We start from the raw sequence: 17,565 nt of genomic DNA on the forward strand, positions 1-17,565 counted from the left end.
CTACCATCGCCACCAAGGTGCCGCGCGCGGCCTATGCCTGGGTGACGAAGCAGGTGATGGGGCGAGTGGGCATACCGCTGATCACCTCCAACCGCATCAACACGCCCGAGGTGGCCGAGCGTCTGCTGGCCGAGGGTTGCGCCGACATGGTCTCCATGGCACGCCCACTGCTGGCCGATCCCGACTTCGTACGCAAGGCGCGCCAGGGCCGGGCCGACGAGATCAACACCTGCATTGCCTGCAACCAAGCCTGCCTGGACCACACCTTCGGCGGCAAGATCACCAGCTGCCTGGTGAACCCGCGTGCCTGCCACGAGACGGAACTGGTCATTGCCCCCACCGCCGCCAGGAAGCGCATCGCCGTGGTTGGTGCCGGCCCCGCGGGCCTCAGCTTTGCCGTCACCGCCGCGCAGCGCGGCCATGCCGTGGTGCTGTTCGACGCGGCGGCCGAGATCGGCGGTCAGCTCAACATCGCCAAGCAGGTGCCTGGCAAGGAAGAGTTCTACGAAACCCTGCGCTACTACCGCCGCCAGCTGGAGCTGCATGGCGTGGAGGTGCGCCTGAACACCCGCGTGCAGGCGAGCGACCTGGCGGGCCAGGGCTACGACGAGGTGGTGGTGGCCACGGGCATACAACCGCGCATACCCGATATCGAAGGCATTACCCACCCCAAGGTGCTGAGCTACCTCGATGTGCTGCGCGACAAGCAGCCCGTGGGCCGGCGCGTGGCCATCATCGGCGCGGGCGGCATCGGTTTCGATGTGGGCGAGTACCTCACGCACGAAGGCGAGAGCGGCGCCCTGGCACCCGCCAAATTCAATGACGAGTGGGGCATCGACACCGCCTACGCGCAGGCCGGTGGCTTGCGTGCCGCGCAGGTGCAGGCGCCCAAGCGCCAGGTGCACCTGCTGCAGCGCAAGACCAGCAAGGTGGGCGACCAACTGGGCAAGACCACTGGTTGGATCCACCGCACCTCATTGAAGGCGCGCAACGTCGGCATGAGTTCGGGCGTGGCCTACGACCGTGTGGACGACGCGGGCCTGCACGTCACGATCGACGGTGGTGCGCCCCAGGTGCTCGATGTCGACCACATCGTGGTCTGCGCGGGCCAGGAGCCGCTGCGCCAGCTGTACGACGCGCTGGTGGCTGCAGGCCAGAGCGCTCACCTCATCGGCGGTGCCGACGTGGCCGCCGAGCTCGACGCCAAGCGCGCCATCCTGCAGGGCACAACGCTCGCTGCCCACATCTGATTTCCTTCAATCCACCCAGAGGAGACATTCCGTGACCGAAGCCCCGAAGAACATTCACCCCGCCGTCGCCCGATCGCTCGACACCTGGCACCACATGGTGGCCAGCCGCGACCTCTCAAACCTGCTGTCCATCGTGCACCCCGACGCGGTGTTCCGCTCGCCCATGGCGAACACGGCCTACACCTCGGCCCCAGCGTTGATGCTGGCTCTGTCCACCGTGATCCAGGTGTTCGAAGACTTCACCTACCACCGCCAACTGGCCACCGATGATGGCCTGAACATCGTGCTGGAGTTCAGCGCCCGTGTGGGCGACAAGCAGCTCAAGGGCATCGACCTCGTGCGCTTCAACGAGCAGGGTCAGATCACAGAGTTCGAAGTCATGGTGCGTCCCCTGAGCGGCCTGCAGGCCCTGGGTACGGAAATGGGCGCGCGCCTAGGGGATAAGTTGCCCGCCTTCAAGGCCAAGGCCTGAAAGGCAAAGGAGGACCGCACCTGGCTGGTGCGGTCCTCCTGCATGGCTTTCTGGTGAATGCCGTATTCTGTGAACGCGGTGTGGTAGCAAGCTAGAGTTTGTCCTCGGCGCGGCGGCGCGGAAGTTGCCGCTTGACGGAGGGGCGTTGCAAGCGCTGTTTGGGGTCCACGCCATCGGGCAGATCCGTGGCGCGCTGCAATTGCAGGTGGGCCACTAGCCCTCCGGTGCTGGAGTTGGCCAGGGCAAAAATCCCTCCCATGCGCTGCACCGTCTTGTCCACGATGGACAGGCCGAGGCCCGCACCCGCAGCCGCCGTACGCGCCGAGTCGCCCCGGAAGAACGGCTTGGTCAGGTTGGACAGCTGCTCGGGGGGAACCCCCGCGCCATGGTCGCGCAGCTTGACCAGTACCCAGCGCTCGCGGCTTTTGGCGACGATGTCCACGCTGGTGATGCCTGTTTCCTCGGTTTTGCCATAGCGTCGGGCGTTTTCCAGCAGGTTGGATATCACGCGGGCCAGCTCCACTTCATCGGCCAGCACGTTCAGGTCCTCGGGTACGTTCATGGTGATCTGCAGTTCCCGGTGGTCCTGCACGGCATACACACAGGACGAAACCACCGCATGCAGATTGATGGGGGTGAGTGTGACGTGGTCGGGCCGCGCGTAGTCGAGGAACTTGTCGATGGTGGCGTCGAGCTGCACGATGTCGGCCACCATGTGCTCGCGGGCCACCTCGTCGGTCACGCTCATCTCGGTCTCCAGCCGCAGGCGCGCCAGTGGCGTACGCAGGTCGTGCGAGATACCGGCCAGCATCACCGCACGGTCTTGCTCCAGCTTGGCGAGTTTCTGGGCCATGCGGTTGAAGCCGATGTTCACCTCGCGGATTTCACTGGTCACCACTTCTTCGTCCAGGTGGCTGGCAGCAAAGTCTCCGTCCTTGACCCGATTGGCCGCATAGGACAGTTGCTTGAGCGGGCGATTGATCAGGCGCGCAATGGCAGCGGCACCCGCCAGCGAGAGTGCGGCGGCCGTGATCAGCCATATCAGCCAGGTGCGACCACCGGCCGGGCTGAAGCGCGAGCGGTCCATCAGCAACCAGTTGGGGTCGCCGTTGATGTTGAAACCCACCCACAGGCCGTTTTCCCCATTCACGCTCTGGGCCACGATGGTGTCGGGCCCCAGGCGCATGGTCAGCTCGTCGGTCAGCCGGTTGCCCAGGGCGGTCGGGTCCAGCAGCGCATACTTGTCCTTGGGCTCGCGAGGCAGGATGCGCACGCCCTCCTGGTCGGCCATGGTCTTGATGAGGGACACGCGTGCGATGGCGTCGGAGTGCACCAGTGCAGCACGGCTCAGGTTGACAAGCGACGCAATCTGCTGGGCAGTCTGCAGTGTGCGCGGCTCGAATTCAAGCGCGCGCAAGGTCTGCAGCCATGCCAGGATGCTGCCCACCAGCAGCAGTGCCAGCAGGAAAAAAGTGCGCCAGAACAGGTTGAGGCCCACACGTGCGCGCTGCTCCCGCGCCCGGCGGATAGCCTCCAGGGGCGCGGGGCTGGTGGCCTCCGAGGCCGTCACCGATTTGTGAGACGACTGCCTAGGCTTGCCCTCGGTCTTGTACATGGGCAGATCAATCAGCTCGTGCCGTCCGGCACGAACACGTAGCCCACGCCCCACACAGTCTGGATATAGCGCGGCGCTGCGGCATCCACTTCCACCAGTTTGCGCAGGCGCGAGACCTGCACGTCCAGGCTCCGGTCAAAGGGCTCGAACTCGCGGCCACGGGCCAGCAATGCCAGTTTTTCGCGCGACAGGGGCTGGCGCGGGTGGCGCACCAGGGCCTTGAGCATGGCGAACTCGCCGGTGGTCAGGGGCAGTTCCTCGCCGTTGCGTTGCAAGGCGCGCGTGCCCAGGTCAAAGGTGAAGGGGCCGAAGGTCACGACCTCGTTGTCACCCGAAGGCGCGCCGGGAGCTTCCTGGGCGGGGCGGCGGCGCAGCACGGCGTGGATGCGCGCCAGCAGCTCGCGGGGGTTGAAAGGCTTGCCCAGGTAGTCGTCGGCGCCCACTTCCAGGCCCACGATGCGGTCCACGTCCTCGCCCTTGGCGGTGAGCATGATGATGGGCGTGCGGTCGTTGGCGGCCCGCAGGCGGCGGCAAATCGAGAGGCCATCTTCCCCGGGCATCATCAGGTCCAGCACGATGATGTCCACCGTTTCGCGCAGCAGCAGGCGGTTCAGTGCCTTGCCGTCTTCGGCGACCATGACTTCAAAGCCCTCTTGCGTGAGGTAGCGGCGCAGCAGATCGCGGATTCGCGCGTCATCGTCCACCACCAGAACTTTGTCGGTGCGATTGGTTGTTGTGGCCATGTTGATCCCAAGTCCAATTTGTAACAGAGCCGATTCTGACCACTTGGAACGCCGAAGTTCGGTTTTTGGGGGCTGGTTTGACCAACTGTTACAAGTTTTGCCCGACTTCTCACACTCGCTACCGCCGTTTCACGGGGCGGTGCTTTGCAGCGGGTAAGGTGGCAGCCTGCGCAATCGGATCATCTGTTGCGCGCTCTTTCGAAAAGGCCATCACCATGAAAATCACGACCCGTTTGGTCACCGCTGCAGCTTTGCTGGCCTGTTTTGGCGCGGCCATGGCGCAGACAGCCACCCCCCAGGAGCCACGCAACGTGGTGCAGCTGTCGGCCTCTGGCACGGTCGAAGCGCAGCAGGACCTGCTGGTGCTCACTCTCTCAGCCGTCAAAGACGGCCCGGATGCCGCAACCGTGCAGGCCCAGCTCAAGCAGGCGCTCGATGCAGCCCTGACTGAAGCCAAGCGTACTGCGCAGCCGGGGCAACTTGATGTGCGCACCGGTCCCTTTGGTCTGTACCCCCGCTATGCCAAGGACGGCAAGATCAATGGCTGGCAGGGCCGGGCAGAGCTGGTGCTGGAGGGGCGTGACTTTGCGCGCATCACTGCGGCGGCGGGCAAGATCCCATCCATGCCCATCAGCCAGGTCGCTTTTGCACTCTCGCGTGAGGCCCGTGCCAAGGTTGAAACCGAGGCGCAGACCCAGGCCATCGATCAGTTCAAGGCGCGTGCGGCCGAGTTGGCCAAGGGCTTTGGTTTTGCCAACTACAGCCTGCGCGAAGTGGCGGTGAACAGCAATGAGATGTCCCCCGGTCCCCGTCCGCGCATGATGGCGATGGAGGCCAAGACCTCGTCATTCTCTGATGCGGCGGTGCCCGTGGAGGCGGGCAAGGCGCAGGTGGTGGTGACTGTTTCCGGCTCCGTACAAATGCGCTGAGGCTGGCGGCCTTCGATCGCCTGCGACGTCGGTGGAACAGGCCATGCGCCGCGTGGCCTGGAATTCTCAGCTTTGTCGTGTGGTTGCATGCCGCCAGCAGGCCGTGCTCAAAGGGCCTGCCCGCCCGACACCTCAATCCGTTGTGCCGTCACCCAGCGGTTGGCGGGTGCCAGCAGGCCCGCCACCATGGGGCCAATGTCATCGGGCAGGCCTACGCGGCCCAGGGCTGTCATTTGGGCCAGATGCTGGTTGAGTTCGGGGTTGTCGCGCACCACGCCGCCGCTGAAATCGGTTTCGATGGCTCCTGGCGCCACTGTGTTGACGGTGATGCTGCGCGCGCCGAGCTCTTTGGCCAGGTAGCGCGTCAGCACCTCCACGGCCCCCTTGGCTGCCGCGTAGGCCGCATAGCCCGGGAGCGACAGGCGGGTGAGACCAGTCGAAAAATTCACGATGCGTCCCCCATTGGCAATCAGCGGCAGCAGCGCCTGTGTGAGAAAGAACACCCCTTTGAAGTGCACGTTGACGAGGTGATCGAACTGCGCCTCGCTCGTAGTGGCAAACGTCGCATAGTCCCCGTGGCCAGCATTGTTCACCAGGTGATCAAGATCAGTGCGTTGCCAGGTTGTCTGCAGCGCAGCGCGCAGGTGCTCGGTAAAAGTGCTGAAGGTGGCAATATGGCCGGTATCGAGCTGCAACGCCACGGCCCGGCGGCCCAGGGCCTGGATTTCGGCCACGGCAGCCTGCGCTTCCTCGGCCTGGCTGCGGTAGGTGATGATCACATCACCGCCGCCCCTGGCGATGCTCAACGCGGTGTTGCGGCCCAGGCCCCGGCTGCCGCCAGTGACCAGCGAGATGGTGGGATTGTGCAAGGTGGTGCTTGGTGTCATGGTGAACTCCTGTGTGTGATGTCATCCAGTGTCCGGTTCCATGGTCCGTGTTGGTTGCCGAAATCGCTCCGGTTTTTGCCTGATTCTCCAAATTCAGCGCCGGAAGATCTACAAACCGGTACGCTTGCGGCATGACGACTCCCTTGTTCGAGGCGGTGAGCCGCTATGCCGAAGCCCACGCCCGCCAGGGCAGCGTGGTGCAGACCCCCATCCCCGGATTGAGCACGGTGCGCGCTACCGAGCCCAGCGGGTTGTTGCATGCGATTGCGCAGCCCCTTGTCTGCCTGGTTCTACAAGGCAGCAAGCAGGTGGCGATGGGGGCACAAACCTTTGAGTTCTCAGCGGGCGAGTCTCTGCTGATTACGGCCGATGTGCCCACAGTGAGCCAGATTACCCGTGCCAGTGCCGCTGCGCCGTATCTCTCGATTGCGCTGGAGCTGAGCCTGCCGGTAATTGCCGACTTGTCGGCCCAGATGGGAGTTGTGCCCCGGGGCGACCATGCCCCTGTACACGTGGATCCCACCGATGCGGAAGTGGCCGATGTGGCTCTGCGTCTCATGCGGCTTCTGGAGCGGCCCGAGGCCGTCCCGTTGCTGCATGCGTCCCTGGTACGCGAGTTGCACTACTGGTTGCTGGCGGGGCGGCATGGTGCTGCCATCCGCCGCCTGGGCTGGCCCGGAAGCCACGCCCAGCGGGTGGCGCGCGCCGTTGCCGTGCTGCGTGCCGATTTTGCGCAGCCCCTGCCGGTGGAGAGCCTGGCGGCGCTGGCAGGCATGAGTCCCTCATCTTTTCATCAGCATTTCCGGGCAGTCACTTCGCTGTCGCCGCTGCAGTTTCAGAAGCAGCTGCGTTTGATCGAGGCCCGGCGGTTGATGTTGTCGGAGGGGGCCAGTGCCAGCAGCGCGGCCTTCGCCGTAGGCTATGAAAGCGTGCCCCAGTTCACGCGCGAATACGGTCGGCTGTTCGGTTTGCCGCCGGTCCGCGACACGCAAGTAGCAAGAGACAGGACACGGGCGGTGGGGTGAGCAACCCTCATGGATGTTTTCCGGGCCAATGCACCTATTTGCTGTAGTCGATCAACCCCCATACGATCACAGTGAGCTGGAGCAGGTTGATCAGGATAGCGATGGTGTGGGTTCTGCGGAACCCCGGGATGGCATCCATGTAGTTGGACTGGATCTGCTCCCCGAGCGCATCCATCTTCGGGATGATCCTGCTGCGCAGCGCAACAGCGATTCCGGCCAGCGCGGCCGCATCGCAGGCAATGCCAGGGTGGCCTGCCAGCGCAAAACTGATCGCCGTGGCGGAGGCCGTCACAAAGGCGCAGAGATAGTAGACATGGAAGAACCTGCGCACAAAGCGTGCGTCCAGCGGCGTATCGTGCTTGAGCACCAGCAGCGGGATGGAGCCCATGATGAAGTACGCCGTGGTCACGAGCAGCGCCACGGTGAAGAACATGGCAGCAATCATTGCGGCAGACATCGCGATTTCCTCCCATGGTGGGATGTCGTCCAGGGGCTCGCGAGCAAGAGGCAATGCGCCCCAACGGTTTCCTGCAGGACAACACCATTCTAGGGAAGCCACCTCGGCCATGGTCTGGTGGAGTGCGAGACCCGCAGGTGGCGGTAGGTGGGGCCCGCAGGGCAGGAGGGGCCCCGGGGCCGTGGGCCGAGCGCCGCGAGGATGGCTTACTGCGCCGCCCAGCCGCCGTCCATGTTCCAGGCCACGCCGCGCACGTTGTTGGCCGCTGGGGAGCAAAAGAACACGGCCAGCTCACCCAGTTCTTCGGGCGTGGTGAACTGCATCGAGGGCTCTTTCTCGCCCAGCAGCAGTTTCTTGGCATCCTCGTTCGACAGGCCGTGCTCGGCGGCCTTGGCATCGACCTGTTTTTGCACCAGGGGTGTGAGCACCCAGCCGGGGCAGATCGCGTTGCAGGTTACGCCCGTGGTGGCGTTCTCCAGCGCTGTGACCTTGGTCAGGCCTACGACGCCATGTTTCGCGGCCACATAGGCCGCCTTCTGGGCGGAGCCCACCAAGCCATGCACCGATGCCACATTGATGATGCGGCCCCAGTTGGCGCTTTTCATGGCGGGCAGCGCCAGACGCGAGGTGTGGAAGGCGCTGGAGAGGTTGATGGCAATCACGGAGTCCCAGCGCTCAACGGAAAAGTCTTCCACATTGGCCACATGCTGGATGCCCGCGTTGTTCACCAGGATGTCCACGCGCCCGAACTGGGCGGCGCTGGACTTCATCATGTCCTCGATGTCAGCCGCCCGGCTCATGTCGGCGCCGTGGTAGGCCACTTGCACCTCTGCCGCAGCGCCTGCGGCCAGGACTTCGGCACGGGGGCCGTCCACGTCGCCAAAACCATTGAGCACGATGTTCGCACCCTGGCGGGCCAGGGCCTTGGCGATTCCGAGGCCAATGCCACTGGTGGAGCCGGTGACGAGGGCGGTTTTGCCTTTCAGCATGAGAGTCTCTCCGAATGAATTACGATGCCACGCAAGGGAAAGTCGGCAACCATGGCATGCGCCATACGTTCCGAATTCCGCATGCATTATCGAGCGCCGACCCCGGATTTCGCACCCATGAATGAACCTACGCTGAACTACGTACTGTGCCCGGGCCCTGCGGCCCCGCCAGTCGCCCCGGACCGTGCGCCTGCTCTGGCGCAGCAACACCGCATGGCCTACTGGGAGTGGAATGCCACGGGCAATCCGGCACATCCGCATGTGGTGGTCTGCGTGCATGGCCTCTCACGCCAGGGGCGCGACTTCGACACTTTGGCGCGTGCGTTGAGTGCGCATGTACGGGTGGTCTGCACCGACGTGGTGGGGCGCGGCCAGAGCGACTGGCTGGCCGACCCCATGGGCTACCAGATTCCGCAGTACGCGGCTGACATGCTGGTTTTGCTGGCGCAGTTGCAGCAGCAGGGGCCCATCACCACGTTGGACTGGGTGGGCACCAGCATGGGCGGGCTGATTGGCATGGGCATTGCAGGCCAGCCAGGGTTGCCTTTGCCGGTGCGCAGGTTGGTGCTCAACGATGTGGGGCCGGTCATCCAGTGGGAGGCCTTGCAGCGCATCGGCCAGTACCTGGGTCAACTGGCGCGGTTTGCTTCGCTGCAGCAGGCCGCCGATGCCATGTGGGCCATTTCCACCAGCTTTGGCCCGCACACGCCAGCCCAGTGGCTGGAGCTGTCGCGGGCCATGGTGCGCACGTTGCCTGCGTCGGATGGGGGCGGCATCACGCTGCATTACGACCCCGCCATTGCTGTGCCGTTCAAGACCCTCACTCCGGAGTCCGCCGTTGCGGGCGAGGCTGCGCTGTGGCAGTTGTACGACCATATCCAGGCGCGCACGCTGCTGTTGCGCGGCGCGCAGTCGGATCTGCTCACGCGCGCGACTGCGCAGGCGATGGCGGAGCGCGGCCCGAGGGCGCACGTGGTCGAGTTTGAGGGGGTGGGGCATGCACCCACCCTGGTGGCGGCCGATCAGGTCGCGGCCGTCACGGAGTTCCTGCTGGCGGCAGAAGGTGTTGTGGCCGGATGAAAACCAACCCTCCCGCACTTGCGTCCCTTCCCCTTCAGACCGACACCGTTCCGCAGCTTATTGCCGCCACCGCGCACACGCTGCCCGAGCAGGTGAATGCGCTGGTGCGTGCGCGCGCTTTTGCCGAGCCTTTGATGGCGGGCGAGACGCTCGACTCGGGCGAGAACACGCTGGCCCACGCGGATGCCGTGGCTGCCATCCTCAAGGGAATCGGTGGCTCGGAGGCCATGCAGGCCGCCAGCTATCTTGTCTATGCGTGCGTGCACCTCAACAAGCCGGAAGAGGTGATCGCCAAGGCCTTTGGCGACAACTTTGCGGCGTTGGCGGTAGAAACCACCAAGCTCATGCGCGTGCAGCAGCAGGCCCGAGCCGCCGAGCACCTGGATGACCCGGCGGTGCAGACCGAGAACGTGCGCAAGATGCTGCTCGCCTTCTCGCGCGACCTGCGCGTGGTGATGCTTCGGCTGGCTTCACGCTTGCAGACGCTGCGCTTTCATGCGGCCAGTAAACGCCCCGTGTCCCCCAGCCTGGCCCGCGAGTCGCTGCAGGTGTTTGCGCCGCTGGCCAACCGCCTGGGCATCTGGCAGGTGAAGTGGGAGTTGGAAGACCTGTCCTTTCGCTTCCTGGAGCCCGACACTTACAAAGAGGTGGCCCGCCTGCTCGACGAAAAGCGGGGCGAGCGCGAGGTGTACATGGAGCAACTGCGCGCGCGGCTTGAGTCCGACCTGCGTGCACGCAGCATCAGCGCCAGCGTGCAAGGGCGCCCCAAGCACATTTACAGCATCGTCAAGAAGATGCGCGGTAAATCGCTCAACTTCGACCAGGTGTTCGACATCCGTGCGCTGCGCGTGGTGGTGCCCACGGTCAAGGACTGCTATGCCGCCCTGAGCTGGGTGCATGAGCAGTTCAAGCCCATCGTGGAAGAGTTTGACGACTACATCGCAAAGCCCAAGCCCAACGGCTACCAGTCGCTGCACACCATCGTGCGCGACGACAACGGCAAGCCCATAGAGATCCAGATCCGCACCCAGGCCATGCACGAACACGCCGAACACGGCGTGGCGGCGCACTGGGCCTACAAGGAGGCCGGATCCAAGGGCTATGCCGGTGTGTCCGCCACCGGCGAATATGACGCCAAGATTGCGGTGTTGCGCCAACTGCTGGCATGGGAGCGGGATCTGGCGGGCGCTCTGCCCAACCGGGGCCTGTTTGAGGACCGCATCTATGTACTGACGCCCGATGCAGCCGTGGTCGAGCTACCGCAGGGGGCTACGCCTGTGGACTTTGCCTATGCCGTGCACACCAGCCTGGGCCACCGGTGCCGGGGCGCCAAGGTCGATGGCGCCATGGTGCCGTTGAACACGCCACTGCAGAACGGGCAGACGGTGGAAATTTCCACGGTCAAGGAGGGGCGTCCGTCGCGCGACTGGCTCAATGCCGAACTCGGCTACCTTACCAGCCACCGTGCCAAGGCCAAGGTGCGCGCCTGGTTCAATGCCCAGGCGACCCACGAAACCGTGGCCCGTGGCCGCGAATCGGTCGAGAAACTTTTGCAGCGCGAAGGCAAGACCGCCATCAAGCTCGATGACCTCGCGGTTCAGCTGGGCTTCAAGTCGGCCGACGCCTTGTTCGAGGTCGTGGGCAAGGACGAGTTCTCGCTGCGCAACATCGAAACGGTGCTGCGTCCGCCCGAACCCGTGCTGCAGCCTGACGACTTTCTGCTGCTCAAGAAGACACGCACCAACGAAGCAGCCCCCAAGGGCGGTGTGCTGGTGGTGGGCATCGATTCGCTCATGACGCAGCTGGCCAAATGCTGCAAACCCGCGCCGCCCGATGCCATCCGTGGTTTTGTCACGCGCGGCAAAGGGGTGAGTGTGCACCGCGCCGATTGCAGCAATTTTCGTGAAATGGCCGCCCGCAGTGCCGAGCGTGTGATCGATGTGGAGTGGGGGGCGCCCAAGCAGGCGGCCACTGCCGCTGTGTACCCGGTGGATGTGGCCGTGGAAGCTGCCGACCGGCAGGGCCTGCTGCGCGACATCTCGGAGGTCTTTGCCCGAGAGAAAACCAATGTGATTGGCGTGCAGACCCAGTCGGTCAAAGGCACCGCCTGGATGACGTTCACGGTGGAGGTGGCTGACTCGGGGCGCCTGAACAAGGTGCTGGGGATTGTGGCCAGCGTACAGGGCGTGCGATCTGCACGCCGGCGATGAGGTGGGTCGCCTGGGGCATGAGGGCTTCAGGTGGCGGTCATGTTGCCGATTGATATGATTTGTTTGCCGGGCTTTTCAGGACAAGCAATTTTTATGGCTATAATCGTGGTCTAAACAACGACAGGCGCGTAGCTCAGCTGGTTAGAGCACCACCTTGACATGGTGGGGGTCGTTGGTTCGAGTCCAATCGCGCCTACCAAGTTTTTCTGAAAGAAACCAGCTTTCAGTGCTTTCAAAAACTTGGGAAAAAGCAAAGCCGCCATTTTTGGCGGCTTTTTTGTTTTTCGGCCCGTGTCTACCGTTGCAATCGATTTGCCTTGCCGGTGGTGATAAGCCGCAGGCAACAACGCCCAAGTCCCTCCTTTCTCCCGTTCTTTCTTTTACGGCGGTTTATGCGGCGATCGCTGGCGTTACGTCCCGACAGATCTGTTGCGTCTCTTGCCCAGTGTGTGTCTTAAGCGGCTCGTAAGATCTCTCTGTCACGCTCGCTGCGTTGACGACCTCCCTCCCTCTTGCTTCAAGGTAAGAGTTCAGCCCGCCCCGTGCGGGCTTTTTTTTGCCCCGATGGCATCGGCCGCAAAGCGCTCAAGCAGGGGCGGGCATGCTGACGGTCCATGGTGCCGCCATGCCGTGTGAATTTGGGGTGTCGCGATTGCGACATGTGATGCCGACGCCCCATCAGGGTATTCCTTTGCCGTTGCGGTGATGCACTCTCCCTAGAATGTGCTGCACTGCAATACATGGGTTTCGAGCCCGAGGAGTTCGTCGTGTCCGAACAGAAAAGTGCCGCGTCCAAGTCGGCCCAGCGCGTCATCAAGAAATACCCCAACCGCCGTCTGTACGACACAGACACCTCCACCTACATCACTCTGGCCGAAGTGCGCCAACTGGTCATGGATCACCAGCAGGTGGTGGTCCGCGATGCCAAGACGGGGGAAGATCTGACACGCAGCATCCTGCTGCAGATCATTCTGGAAGAAGAGGCCGGCGGTGCCCCCATGTTCACCGAGGCGGTGCTGGCCAACATCATTCGTTTCTACGGCCATGCCATGCAAGGCTTCATGGGGGCGTATCTGGAAAAGAACGTGCAGGCCTTCACTGATGTGCAGACCAAGCTAGCCGAACAATCGCAGAGCGTGACGCCCGAGATGTGGGCGCAGTTCATGAACCTGCAATCGCCCATGCTCAAGGGCATGATGGGCAACTACGTGGAGCAGTCGCAGTCCATGCTCACCCAGATGCAGGAGCAGATGCAGAAGCAGACCGAGCAGATGCTGGGTGCGTTCGGGTTGAAGCGGTAAGCCCCACCCCGAGCCGTCGCTCGGGGCGCCCTGGGGCTGCACTGGTGGCCTGGCAAAGCTGGATCTGCGGTGTTGTCGGCCTTGCGCCAGGCTGGTTTCCACCGGTGCAAAATGCCGCTCCCGCCGCACTGGAGGGGCTCCCTCACCGCCCAGGCGCCGGAACTGGGACAATACGGGGCTATGAGCGAAGCACTCTCCCCCACGAAAACACCCAAAGTCGGATTCGTCAGCCTGGGCTGCCCCAAGGCGCTGACCGATTCCGAACTCATCCTCACGCAACTGAGCGCCGAGGGCTACGAAACCTCCAAGACCTTCCATGGCGCGGATCTGGTCATTGTCAACACCTGCGGCTTTATTGACGATGCGGTCAAGGAAAGCCTGGACACCATTGGCGAGGCGCTGGCCGAAAACGGCAAGGTGATCGTCACCGGCTGCCTGGGCGCGCGCGCGGGCGAAGGCGGCGGCAACCTGGTGCGCGAGATGCACCCCAGCGTGCTGGCGGTGACCGGGCCACACGCCACGCAGGAGGTGATGGACGCCGTCCACCTGAACCTGCCCAAGCCCCACGATCCCTTCATCGACCTGGTGCCCGGCGGTTTCGGCATCGCTGGCATCAAGCTCACGCCCAAGCACTACGCCTACCTCAAGATCAGCGAGGGCTGCAACCACCGCTGCACTTTCTGCATCATCCCCTCGATGCGTGGCGACCTGGTGTCGCGACCTATTGGCGATGTGCTGAGCGAGGCCAAGGCCTTGTTCGAAGGCGGTGTGAAGGAGCTGCTGGTCATCAGCCAGGACACCTCGGCCTATGGTGTGGATGTGAAGTACCGCACGGGCTTCTGGGACGGCAAGCCTGTCAAGACCCGCATGCTGGAGCTGGTGCAGACGCTGGGCGAGATCGCCGAGCCCTATGGCGCCTGGGTGCGCCTGCACTATGTGTACCCGTACCCCAGCGTGGATGAGGTCATCCCGTTCATGGCCACAGGCAAGGTGCTGCCGTACCTGGACGTGCCCTTCCAGCACAGCCACCCCGATGTGCTCAAGCGTATGAAGCGCCCCGCCAGCGGCGAGCGCAATCTGGAGCGCATCCAGCGCTGGCGCGAGGCATGCCCCGAGCTGGTCATCCGCAGCACCTTCATCGCAGGCTTTCCGGGCGAGACCGAGGAGGAGTTCCAGCACCTGCTCGACTTCGTGCGCGAGGCGCAGATCGACCGTGCGGGCTGCTTTGCCTACAGCGATGTGAATGGCGCCGCTGCCAACGAGCTGCCCGGCATGTTGCCTATGGAAGTGCGCGAAGAGCGTCGTGCCCGTTTCATGGCCGTGGCCGAAGAGGTCTCTATTGCCAGGTTGCAGCGCCGTGTGGGTGCGACCATGCAGGTACTGGTGGACCATGCCCCCGCGCTCGGCAAGAAGGGTGGCCGGGGCCGCAGCTATGCCGATGCGCCCGAGATCGACGGCGTGGTGCACCTGCTGCCGCCCGAGAAGATCAGCAAGCAGCTCAAGGTGGGCGAGTTCACCAAGGCGCGCATCGTGGGCACGCAGGGGCACGATCTGGTGGCCGTGCCGGTGTGACGGCACCTGATCTTTTGGGTGCTATTGTTTGGATAGCTACCAGCGCTTGCAGGTCGCGCGCTGGGCCCCAAAAAAACCAATAAAAAAGGCTTCCCGGGGGAAGCCTTTTTTGTGAGCCGAGGCAAACGCCTCCAGCGAACCTCAGACGCGCTTGCGGTACTCGCCGGTGCGCGTGTCGATTTCAATGCGGTCGCCTTGCGACACAAACAGTGGCACGGGCACTTCGAAGCCGGTGGCGATCTTGGCGGGCTTCATGACCTTGCCGGAAGTGTCGCCCTTGACGGCGGGTTCCGTCCAGGTGATTTCGCGCTCGACGCTGGTGGGCAGTTCGACCGAGATGGCCTTGCCGTCGTAGAACACCACTTCAACAGCCATGCCGTCTTCCAGGTAGTTCAGCGAGTCGCCCATGTTTTCGGCTTCGACTTCGTACTGGTTGTACTCGGTGTCCATGCACACATACATGGGATCGGCGAAGTAGGAGTAGGTGCACTCCTTCTTGTCCAGGATCACGTTGTCGATCTTGTCGTCGGCCTTGAACACGACTTCGGTGCCGAAGTTGCCGATCAGGCTCTTGAGCTTCATGCGCACGGTGGCTGCACCGCGGCCGCCACGGGCGTATTCGGTCTTCAGGACAACCATGGGGTCCTTGCCGTGCATGATCACGTTGCCGGCGCGGATTTCTTGAGCGATTTTCATAGCGAGTTGCTTGGGTTGGGGCCGCTCAACGCGCGGGCCGGTGGCTTTCTGTTGTCTCGCTGGGGAGGCAGAAGGCGCGCCGTGCCGATGCATGTTCCGCGGCGGGAATGCGCGAGGGCTGGGCACCGGTGTGCCGCACCTCATTTGCGCAAAGCCTCGGATTTTACCGTTTTTCGGCGACAAAGCCCAAAAGTTGCGCCACAAGGTTGTCTTGCGTCAGCAGGCGCGCGCGCGCCGCCACCGTGCAGGCGGTCCATTCGGCCAGGGTGTCATCGCCGGGCCACTGCAGGGGCGCGGTGTTGAGCCCGTTCCAGGTGGCATGGAACTGCCGCAGCGATTCTGGGGCCTGCAGCCAATCCAGAAACGCCCAGAGCTTGTCGTGGTGGGCGTTGTCGTGCTGGGGGTAGATCTGCCAGACCAGGGCCTGCCCGGCCCACAGCGCCCGCACCAACGAGTCCTCGCCGCGCACAAAGTTCAGGTCACAGGCCCACAGCATGTTGTCAAACGCCGCCTGGGGGCGTGCGGGCAAGTATGAAATGTATAGCTGCCCGAGCTTGCCAGGCGCGCCTAGGCAGGCATTTTGAGCATGATCTTTGGCAGCACCAAGCGCGGCCTGTACCGCCGCCGTGGGGCGGCCTGGCGTGACCAGCAACTGCGTGGGCTGGGCCTGGCTGCGCTGCAGCAGCTCGGGCAGGGCTGCGGGTTCGTAGCAGAACAGCGACACCCAGCGCTGCTCTGGGCCGTCGTTGTCAAGGCCAAACGCTTCGGCGTGCGCCTGGCGCCAGGCGGTGCAGTCAAACGCCTGGCGCCGGGCCATCAGGTCGTCTTCGCGCAGCAGTCCGCCCGTGGCGGGCGTGAAGCCGGGGTAGAAAAACCAGCGTGTCCAGCCCGCTGCAGGGCCTGACAGGAGGGGCGATGGCAGCCGGTGGGTGCGCTCCACATAACTCTCGGCCGACAGGTATTCCAGGTTGATCCAGACAGGTTTTTGGCCGTTTGCGCGCGACTGACATGCGCTGTAAGCTATGAATTCTGTAGCAATTTCGCAGCCGAACGCCTCCACCATTACATCGGGCTTCGGCTCGGTGGGGTCGGGCGGGGGCGATCCCCAGGCACGCAACTCCACGCCCGGGCAGCCTGCGGGCGCCATCCACGTGAGGGCCGAGGCGTCGTCCACCCACAGCCGCACGCGGTGGCCCAGGCTGGCGAGTTGCGTCACCAGACGCCAGCACACGCCGATGTCGCCAAAGTTGTCGATCACGCGGCAGAACACATCCCATTGCAGGGCAGGGAGGGGGGGGCGCATGGTCATGGGGCGGGTGTAGTTGGTGGCGCACGCAGGTGGTCTACCAGCAGCCGCGCCACGCTGGAGAGGGACTCTTCGGACCGCACACACAGCACCAGTTGCCGGTGCGCCCACGGTTCGTTCAGCGTGACCACGCGGATGGGCTGCGAGCCCTTGTACAGCGCTGCGCTGCCGCGTGGCATCACGCCCACGCCCAGGCCGGCGGCCACCATCAGGCACAGTGCGTCGTAGCTGGTGACCTGCATGCGCAGGCGCAGCGGCAGGCCGGCTTCGGAGGCAGCGCGGGTCAGCTGGTTGTTGATGGCGCTGCCCGGGTGCGCGCCCACAAAGTCGTAGGGCAGGGCGTCGGCCAGCCGGGCCGACTTGCGGCGGGCCAGCGCATGGCCCGTGGGCACCACCAGCACCAGCTCGTCGGTGCGGTAGGGCAGTTGCACCACGCGCTCGCCGTACTGGCCCTGGTTGAGGATGCCCACATCGGCCGCGTTCTCGGCCACGGACTGGGCGATGGCTGTGCTGATCTGCTCCTGTAGGCGCACATCCACCTGCGGGTGCAGCGCCATGAAGCTCTGCAACTGTGCGGGCAAAAACTGCGTGATGGCCGAGATGTTGGCCACCACCCGCACATGGCCGCGCACGCCTGCGCCGTAGTCGCGCATCTGGCTGGCGATGCCGTCCAGGTCATTGAGCACACCGCGCGCCAGGTTCAGCAGCGCATAGGCGGCAGCCGTGGGCTCGGTGCCCTTGTTGCTGCGGGTGAACAGCGCCACACGCAGCGCGTCTTCCAGGTCGGCCAGGCGTCGGCTCACAGCCGAGGCGGCGATGTGCTCGCGCGCAGCGGCGGCGGCGATGGTGCTTTCTTCCATCACGGCCACAAACAGGCGCAGGGAGACGGGGTCGAGTTTCATGGGGGCCTGATGGTAACAAGCGCGGCAACTGCCATGCCGGTTTGCGATGGCATCTTGTTGCTTGAGCGATTTACGGCCCCGCGCGCCCTGCGCATCATTCGCCCCGAGCCACCCCAGCGTGGGGCTGGCCG

At 64.3% G+C, this 17,565-nt stretch carries 16 protein-coding genes and 1 tRNA gene; 9 read left to right on the forward strand and 8 right to left on the reverse strand.

Annotated elements, in window-relative coordinates; genetic code table 11:
* On the forward strand, nt 1–1,250 hold a 1,250-nt coding region (locus ACTPOI_RS25030; RefSeq protein ID WP_440114162.1), incomplete at its 5' end, for an FAD-dependent oxidoreductase.
* 31 nt (nt 1,251–1,281) lie between these two features.
* Nucleotides 1,282–1,722, forward strand: coding sequence for a nuclear transport factor 2 family protein (locus ACTPOI_RS25035; RefSeq protein WP_252661781.1), 441 nt, complete (start codon nt 1,282–1,284; stop codon nt 1,720–1,722).
* 91 nt (nt 1,723–1,813) lie between these two features.
* On the opposite strand, the gene ACTPOI_RS25040 is transcribed toward ACTPOI_RS25035, so the two are convergent.
* Together ACTPOI_RS25040 and ompR are read right to left on the reverse strand one after the other, a co-directional pair.
* Nucleotides 1,814–3,337 (reverse strand): sensor histidine kinase, encoded by a 1,524-nt coding sequence (locus ACTPOI_RS25040; protein ID WP_094287707.1) that lies wholly within the window; start codon nt 3,335–3,337, stop codon nt 1,814–1,816.
* A gap of 11 nt (nt 3,338–3,348) precedes the next feature.
* On the reverse strand, nt 3,349–4,080 hold the full coding sequence (gene ompR, locus ACTPOI_RS25045; protein WP_010460834.1) for an osmolarity response regulator transcription factor OmpR: 732 nt from the start codon (nt 4,078–4,080) through the stop codon (nt 3,349–3,351).
* A 215-nt stretch (nt 4,081–4,295) separates the two neighbouring features.
* Here ompR and ACTPOI_RS25050 point away from each other — a divergent pair, with 215 nt between their 5' ends.
* The gene (locus ACTPOI_RS25050) at nt 4,296–5,009 is read left to right on the forward strand and encodes an SIMPL domain-containing protein (RefSeq protein ID WP_440114168.1); all 714 of its coding nucleotides are present in this window, start codon (nt 4,296–4,298) and stop codon (nt 5,007–5,009) included.
* 107 nt (nt 5,010–5,116) lie between these two features.
* Here the strand turns inward: ACTPOI_RS25050 and ACTPOI_RS25055 are convergent, their stop codons facing one another.
* Entirely contained in the window at nt 5,117–5,896 is a 780-nt protein-coding gene (locus ACTPOI_RS25055; RefSeq protein WP_440114171.1) for an SDR family oxidoreductase, read from the reverse strand.
* Nucleotides 5,897–6,027: 131 nt separating this feature from the next.
* Between ACTPOI_RS25055 and ACTPOI_RS25060 the strand changes: the two genes are divergently transcribed.
* Entirely contained in the window at nt 6,028–6,921 is an 894-nt protein-coding gene (locus ACTPOI_RS25060; protein WP_252661775.1) for an AraC family transcriptional regulator, read from the forward strand.
* A 34-nt stretch (nt 6,922–6,955) separates the two neighbouring features.
* On the opposite strand, the gene ACTPOI_RS25065 is transcribed toward ACTPOI_RS25060, so the two are convergent.
* Nucleotides 6,956–7,489: a hypothetical protein gene (locus ACTPOI_RS25065; RefSeq protein ID WP_440114174.1), complete on the reverse strand. Its 534-nt coding sequence runs from the start codon at nt 7,487–7,489 to the stop codon at nt 6,956–6,958.
* A 95-nt stretch (nt 7,490–7,584) separates the two neighbouring features.
* A complete protein-coding gene (locus ACTPOI_RS25070) occupies nt 7,585–8,367 on the reverse strand; it encodes a 3-hydroxybutyrate dehydrogenase (RefSeq protein ID WP_094287715.1) in 783 nt (260 codons plus the stop codon).
* 117 nt (nt 8,368–8,484) lie between these two features.
* On the opposite strand from ACTPOI_RS25070, the gene ACTPOI_RS25075 reads away from it, so the two are divergent.
* The 5 genes from ACTPOI_RS25075 to rimO all read left to right on the forward strand — a co-directional run bounded on the left by ACTPOI_RS25075 (nt 8,485) and on the right by rimO (nt 14,530).
* Entirely contained in the window at nt 8,485–9,447 is a 963-nt protein-coding gene (locus tag ACTPOI_RS25075) for an alpha/beta fold hydrolase (protein ID WP_440114177.1), read from the forward strand.
* The gene (locus tag ACTPOI_RS25080) at nt 9,444–11,657 is read left to right on the forward strand and encodes a RelA/SpoT family protein (RefSeq protein ID WP_252661771.1); all 2,214 of its coding nucleotides are present in this window, start codon (nt 9,444–9,446) and stop codon (nt 11,655–11,657) included. Before ACTPOI_RS25075 ends, ACTPOI_RS25080 begins: the two co-directional genes overlap by 4 nt.
* 122 nt (nt 11,658–11,779) lie before the next feature.
* Nucleotides 11,780–11,856 (forward strand) — tRNA-Val (locus tag ACTPOI_RS25085).
* Between the two features lie 541 nt (nt 11,857–12,397).
* Nucleotides 12,398–12,958, forward strand: a complete 561-nt coding sequence (gene phaR / locus ACTPOI_RS25090; protein ID WP_063459464.1) for a polyhydroxyalkanoate synthesis repressor PhaR — start codon at nt 12,398–12,400, stop codon at nt 12,956–12,958.
* Nucleotides 12,959–13,138: 180 nt separating this feature from the next.
* The gene (rimO, locus tag ACTPOI_RS25095) at nt 13,139–14,530 is read left to right on the forward strand and encodes a 30S ribosomal protein S12 methylthiotransferase RimO (protein ID WP_440114181.1); all 1,392 of its coding nucleotides are present in this window, start codon (nt 13,139–13,141) and stop codon (nt 14,528–14,530) included.
* A 141-nt stretch (nt 14,531–14,671) separates the two neighbouring features.
* Here the strand turns inward: rimO and efp are convergent, their stop codons facing one another.
* The 3 genes from efp to ACTPOI_RS25110 form a co-directional block, all read right to left on the reverse strand.
* Entirely contained in the window at nt 14,672–15,226 is a 555-nt protein-coding gene (gene efp / locus ACTPOI_RS25100) for an elongation factor P (protein WP_094287734.1), read from the reverse strand.
* A 163-nt stretch (nt 15,227–15,389) separates the two neighbouring features.
* Nucleotides 15,390–16,529 carry an elongation factor P maturation arginine rhamnosyltransferase EarP gene (earP, locus tag ACTPOI_RS25105; RefSeq protein ID WP_440114444.1) on the reverse strand — a complete coding sequence of 380 codons (1,140 nt, stop codon included), beginning with the start codon at nt 16,527–16,529 and terminating at the stop codon, nt 15,390–15,392.
* 2 nt (nt 16,530–16,531) lie between these two features.
* On the reverse strand, nt 16,532–17,434 hold the full coding sequence (locus tag ACTPOI_RS25110) for a LysR family transcriptional regulator (RefSeq protein ID WP_440114184.1): 903 nt from the start codon (nt 17,432–17,434) through the stop codon (nt 16,532–16,534).
* Nucleotides 17,435–17,565 lie beyond the last annotated feature (131 nt).

It is taken from the genome of Acidovorax sp. BL-A-41-H1, from assembly GCF_051942715.1.

Bases quoted from the DNA above. Each gene is read 5' to 3' on its own strand.
- ACTPOI_RS25065 (WP_440114174.1), bottom strand. From the start codon at position 7,489: ATGGCCGAGGTGGCTTCCCTAGAATGGTGTTGTCCTGCAGGAAACCGT.
- ACTPOI_RS25070 (WP_094287715.1), bottom strand. From the start codon at position 8,367: ATGCTGAAAGGCAAAACCGCCCTCGTCACCGGCTCCACCAGTGGCATT.
- ACTPOI_RS25060 (WP_252661775.1), top strand. From the start codon at position 6,028: ATGACGACTCCCTTGTTCGAGGCGGTGAGCCGCTATGCCGAAGCCCAC.
- earP (WP_440114444.1), bottom strand. From the start codon at position 16,529: ATGCGCCCCCCCCTCCCTGCCCTGCAATGGGATGTGTTCTGCCGCGTG.
- ACTPOI_RS25075 (WP_440114177.1), top strand. From the start codon at position 8,485: ATGAATGAACCTACGCTGAACTACGTACTGTGCCCGGGCCCTGCGGCC.
- ACTPOI_RS25050 (WP_440114168.1), top strand. From the start codon at position 4,296: ATGAAAATCACGACCCGTTTGGTCACCGCTGCAGCTTTGCTGGCCTGT.
- rimO (WP_440114181.1), top strand. From the start codon at position 13,139: ATGAGCGAAGCACTCTCCCCCACGAAAACACCCAAAGTCGGATTCGTC.
- efp (WP_094287734.1), bottom strand. From the start codon at position 15,226: ATGAAAATCGCTCAAGAAATCCGCGCCGGCAACGTGATCATGCACGGC.
- ACTPOI_RS25040 (WP_094287707.1), bottom strand. From the start codon at position 3,337: ATGTACAAGACCGAGGGCAAGCCTAGGCAGTCGTCTCACAAATCGGTG.
- ACTPOI_RS25055 (WP_440114171.1), bottom strand. From the start codon at position 5,896: ATGACACCAAGCACCACCTTGCACAATCCCACCATCTCGCTGGTCACT.
- phaR (WP_063459464.1), top strand. From the start codon at position 12,398: ATGGGTTTCGAGCCCGAGGAGTTCGTCGTGTCCGAACAGAAAAGTGCC.
- ACTPOI_RS25110 (WP_440114184.1), bottom strand. From the start codon at position 17,434: ATGAAACTCGACCCCGTCTCCCTGCGCCTGTTTGTGGCCGTGATGGAA.
- ompR (WP_010460834.1), bottom strand. From the start codon at position 4,080: ATGGCCACAACAACCAATCGCACCGACAAAGTTCTGGTGGTGGACGAT.
- ACTPOI_RS25080 (WP_252661771.1), top strand. From the start codon at position 9,444: ATGAAAACCAACCCTCCCGCACTTGCGTCCCTTCCCCTTCAGACCGAC.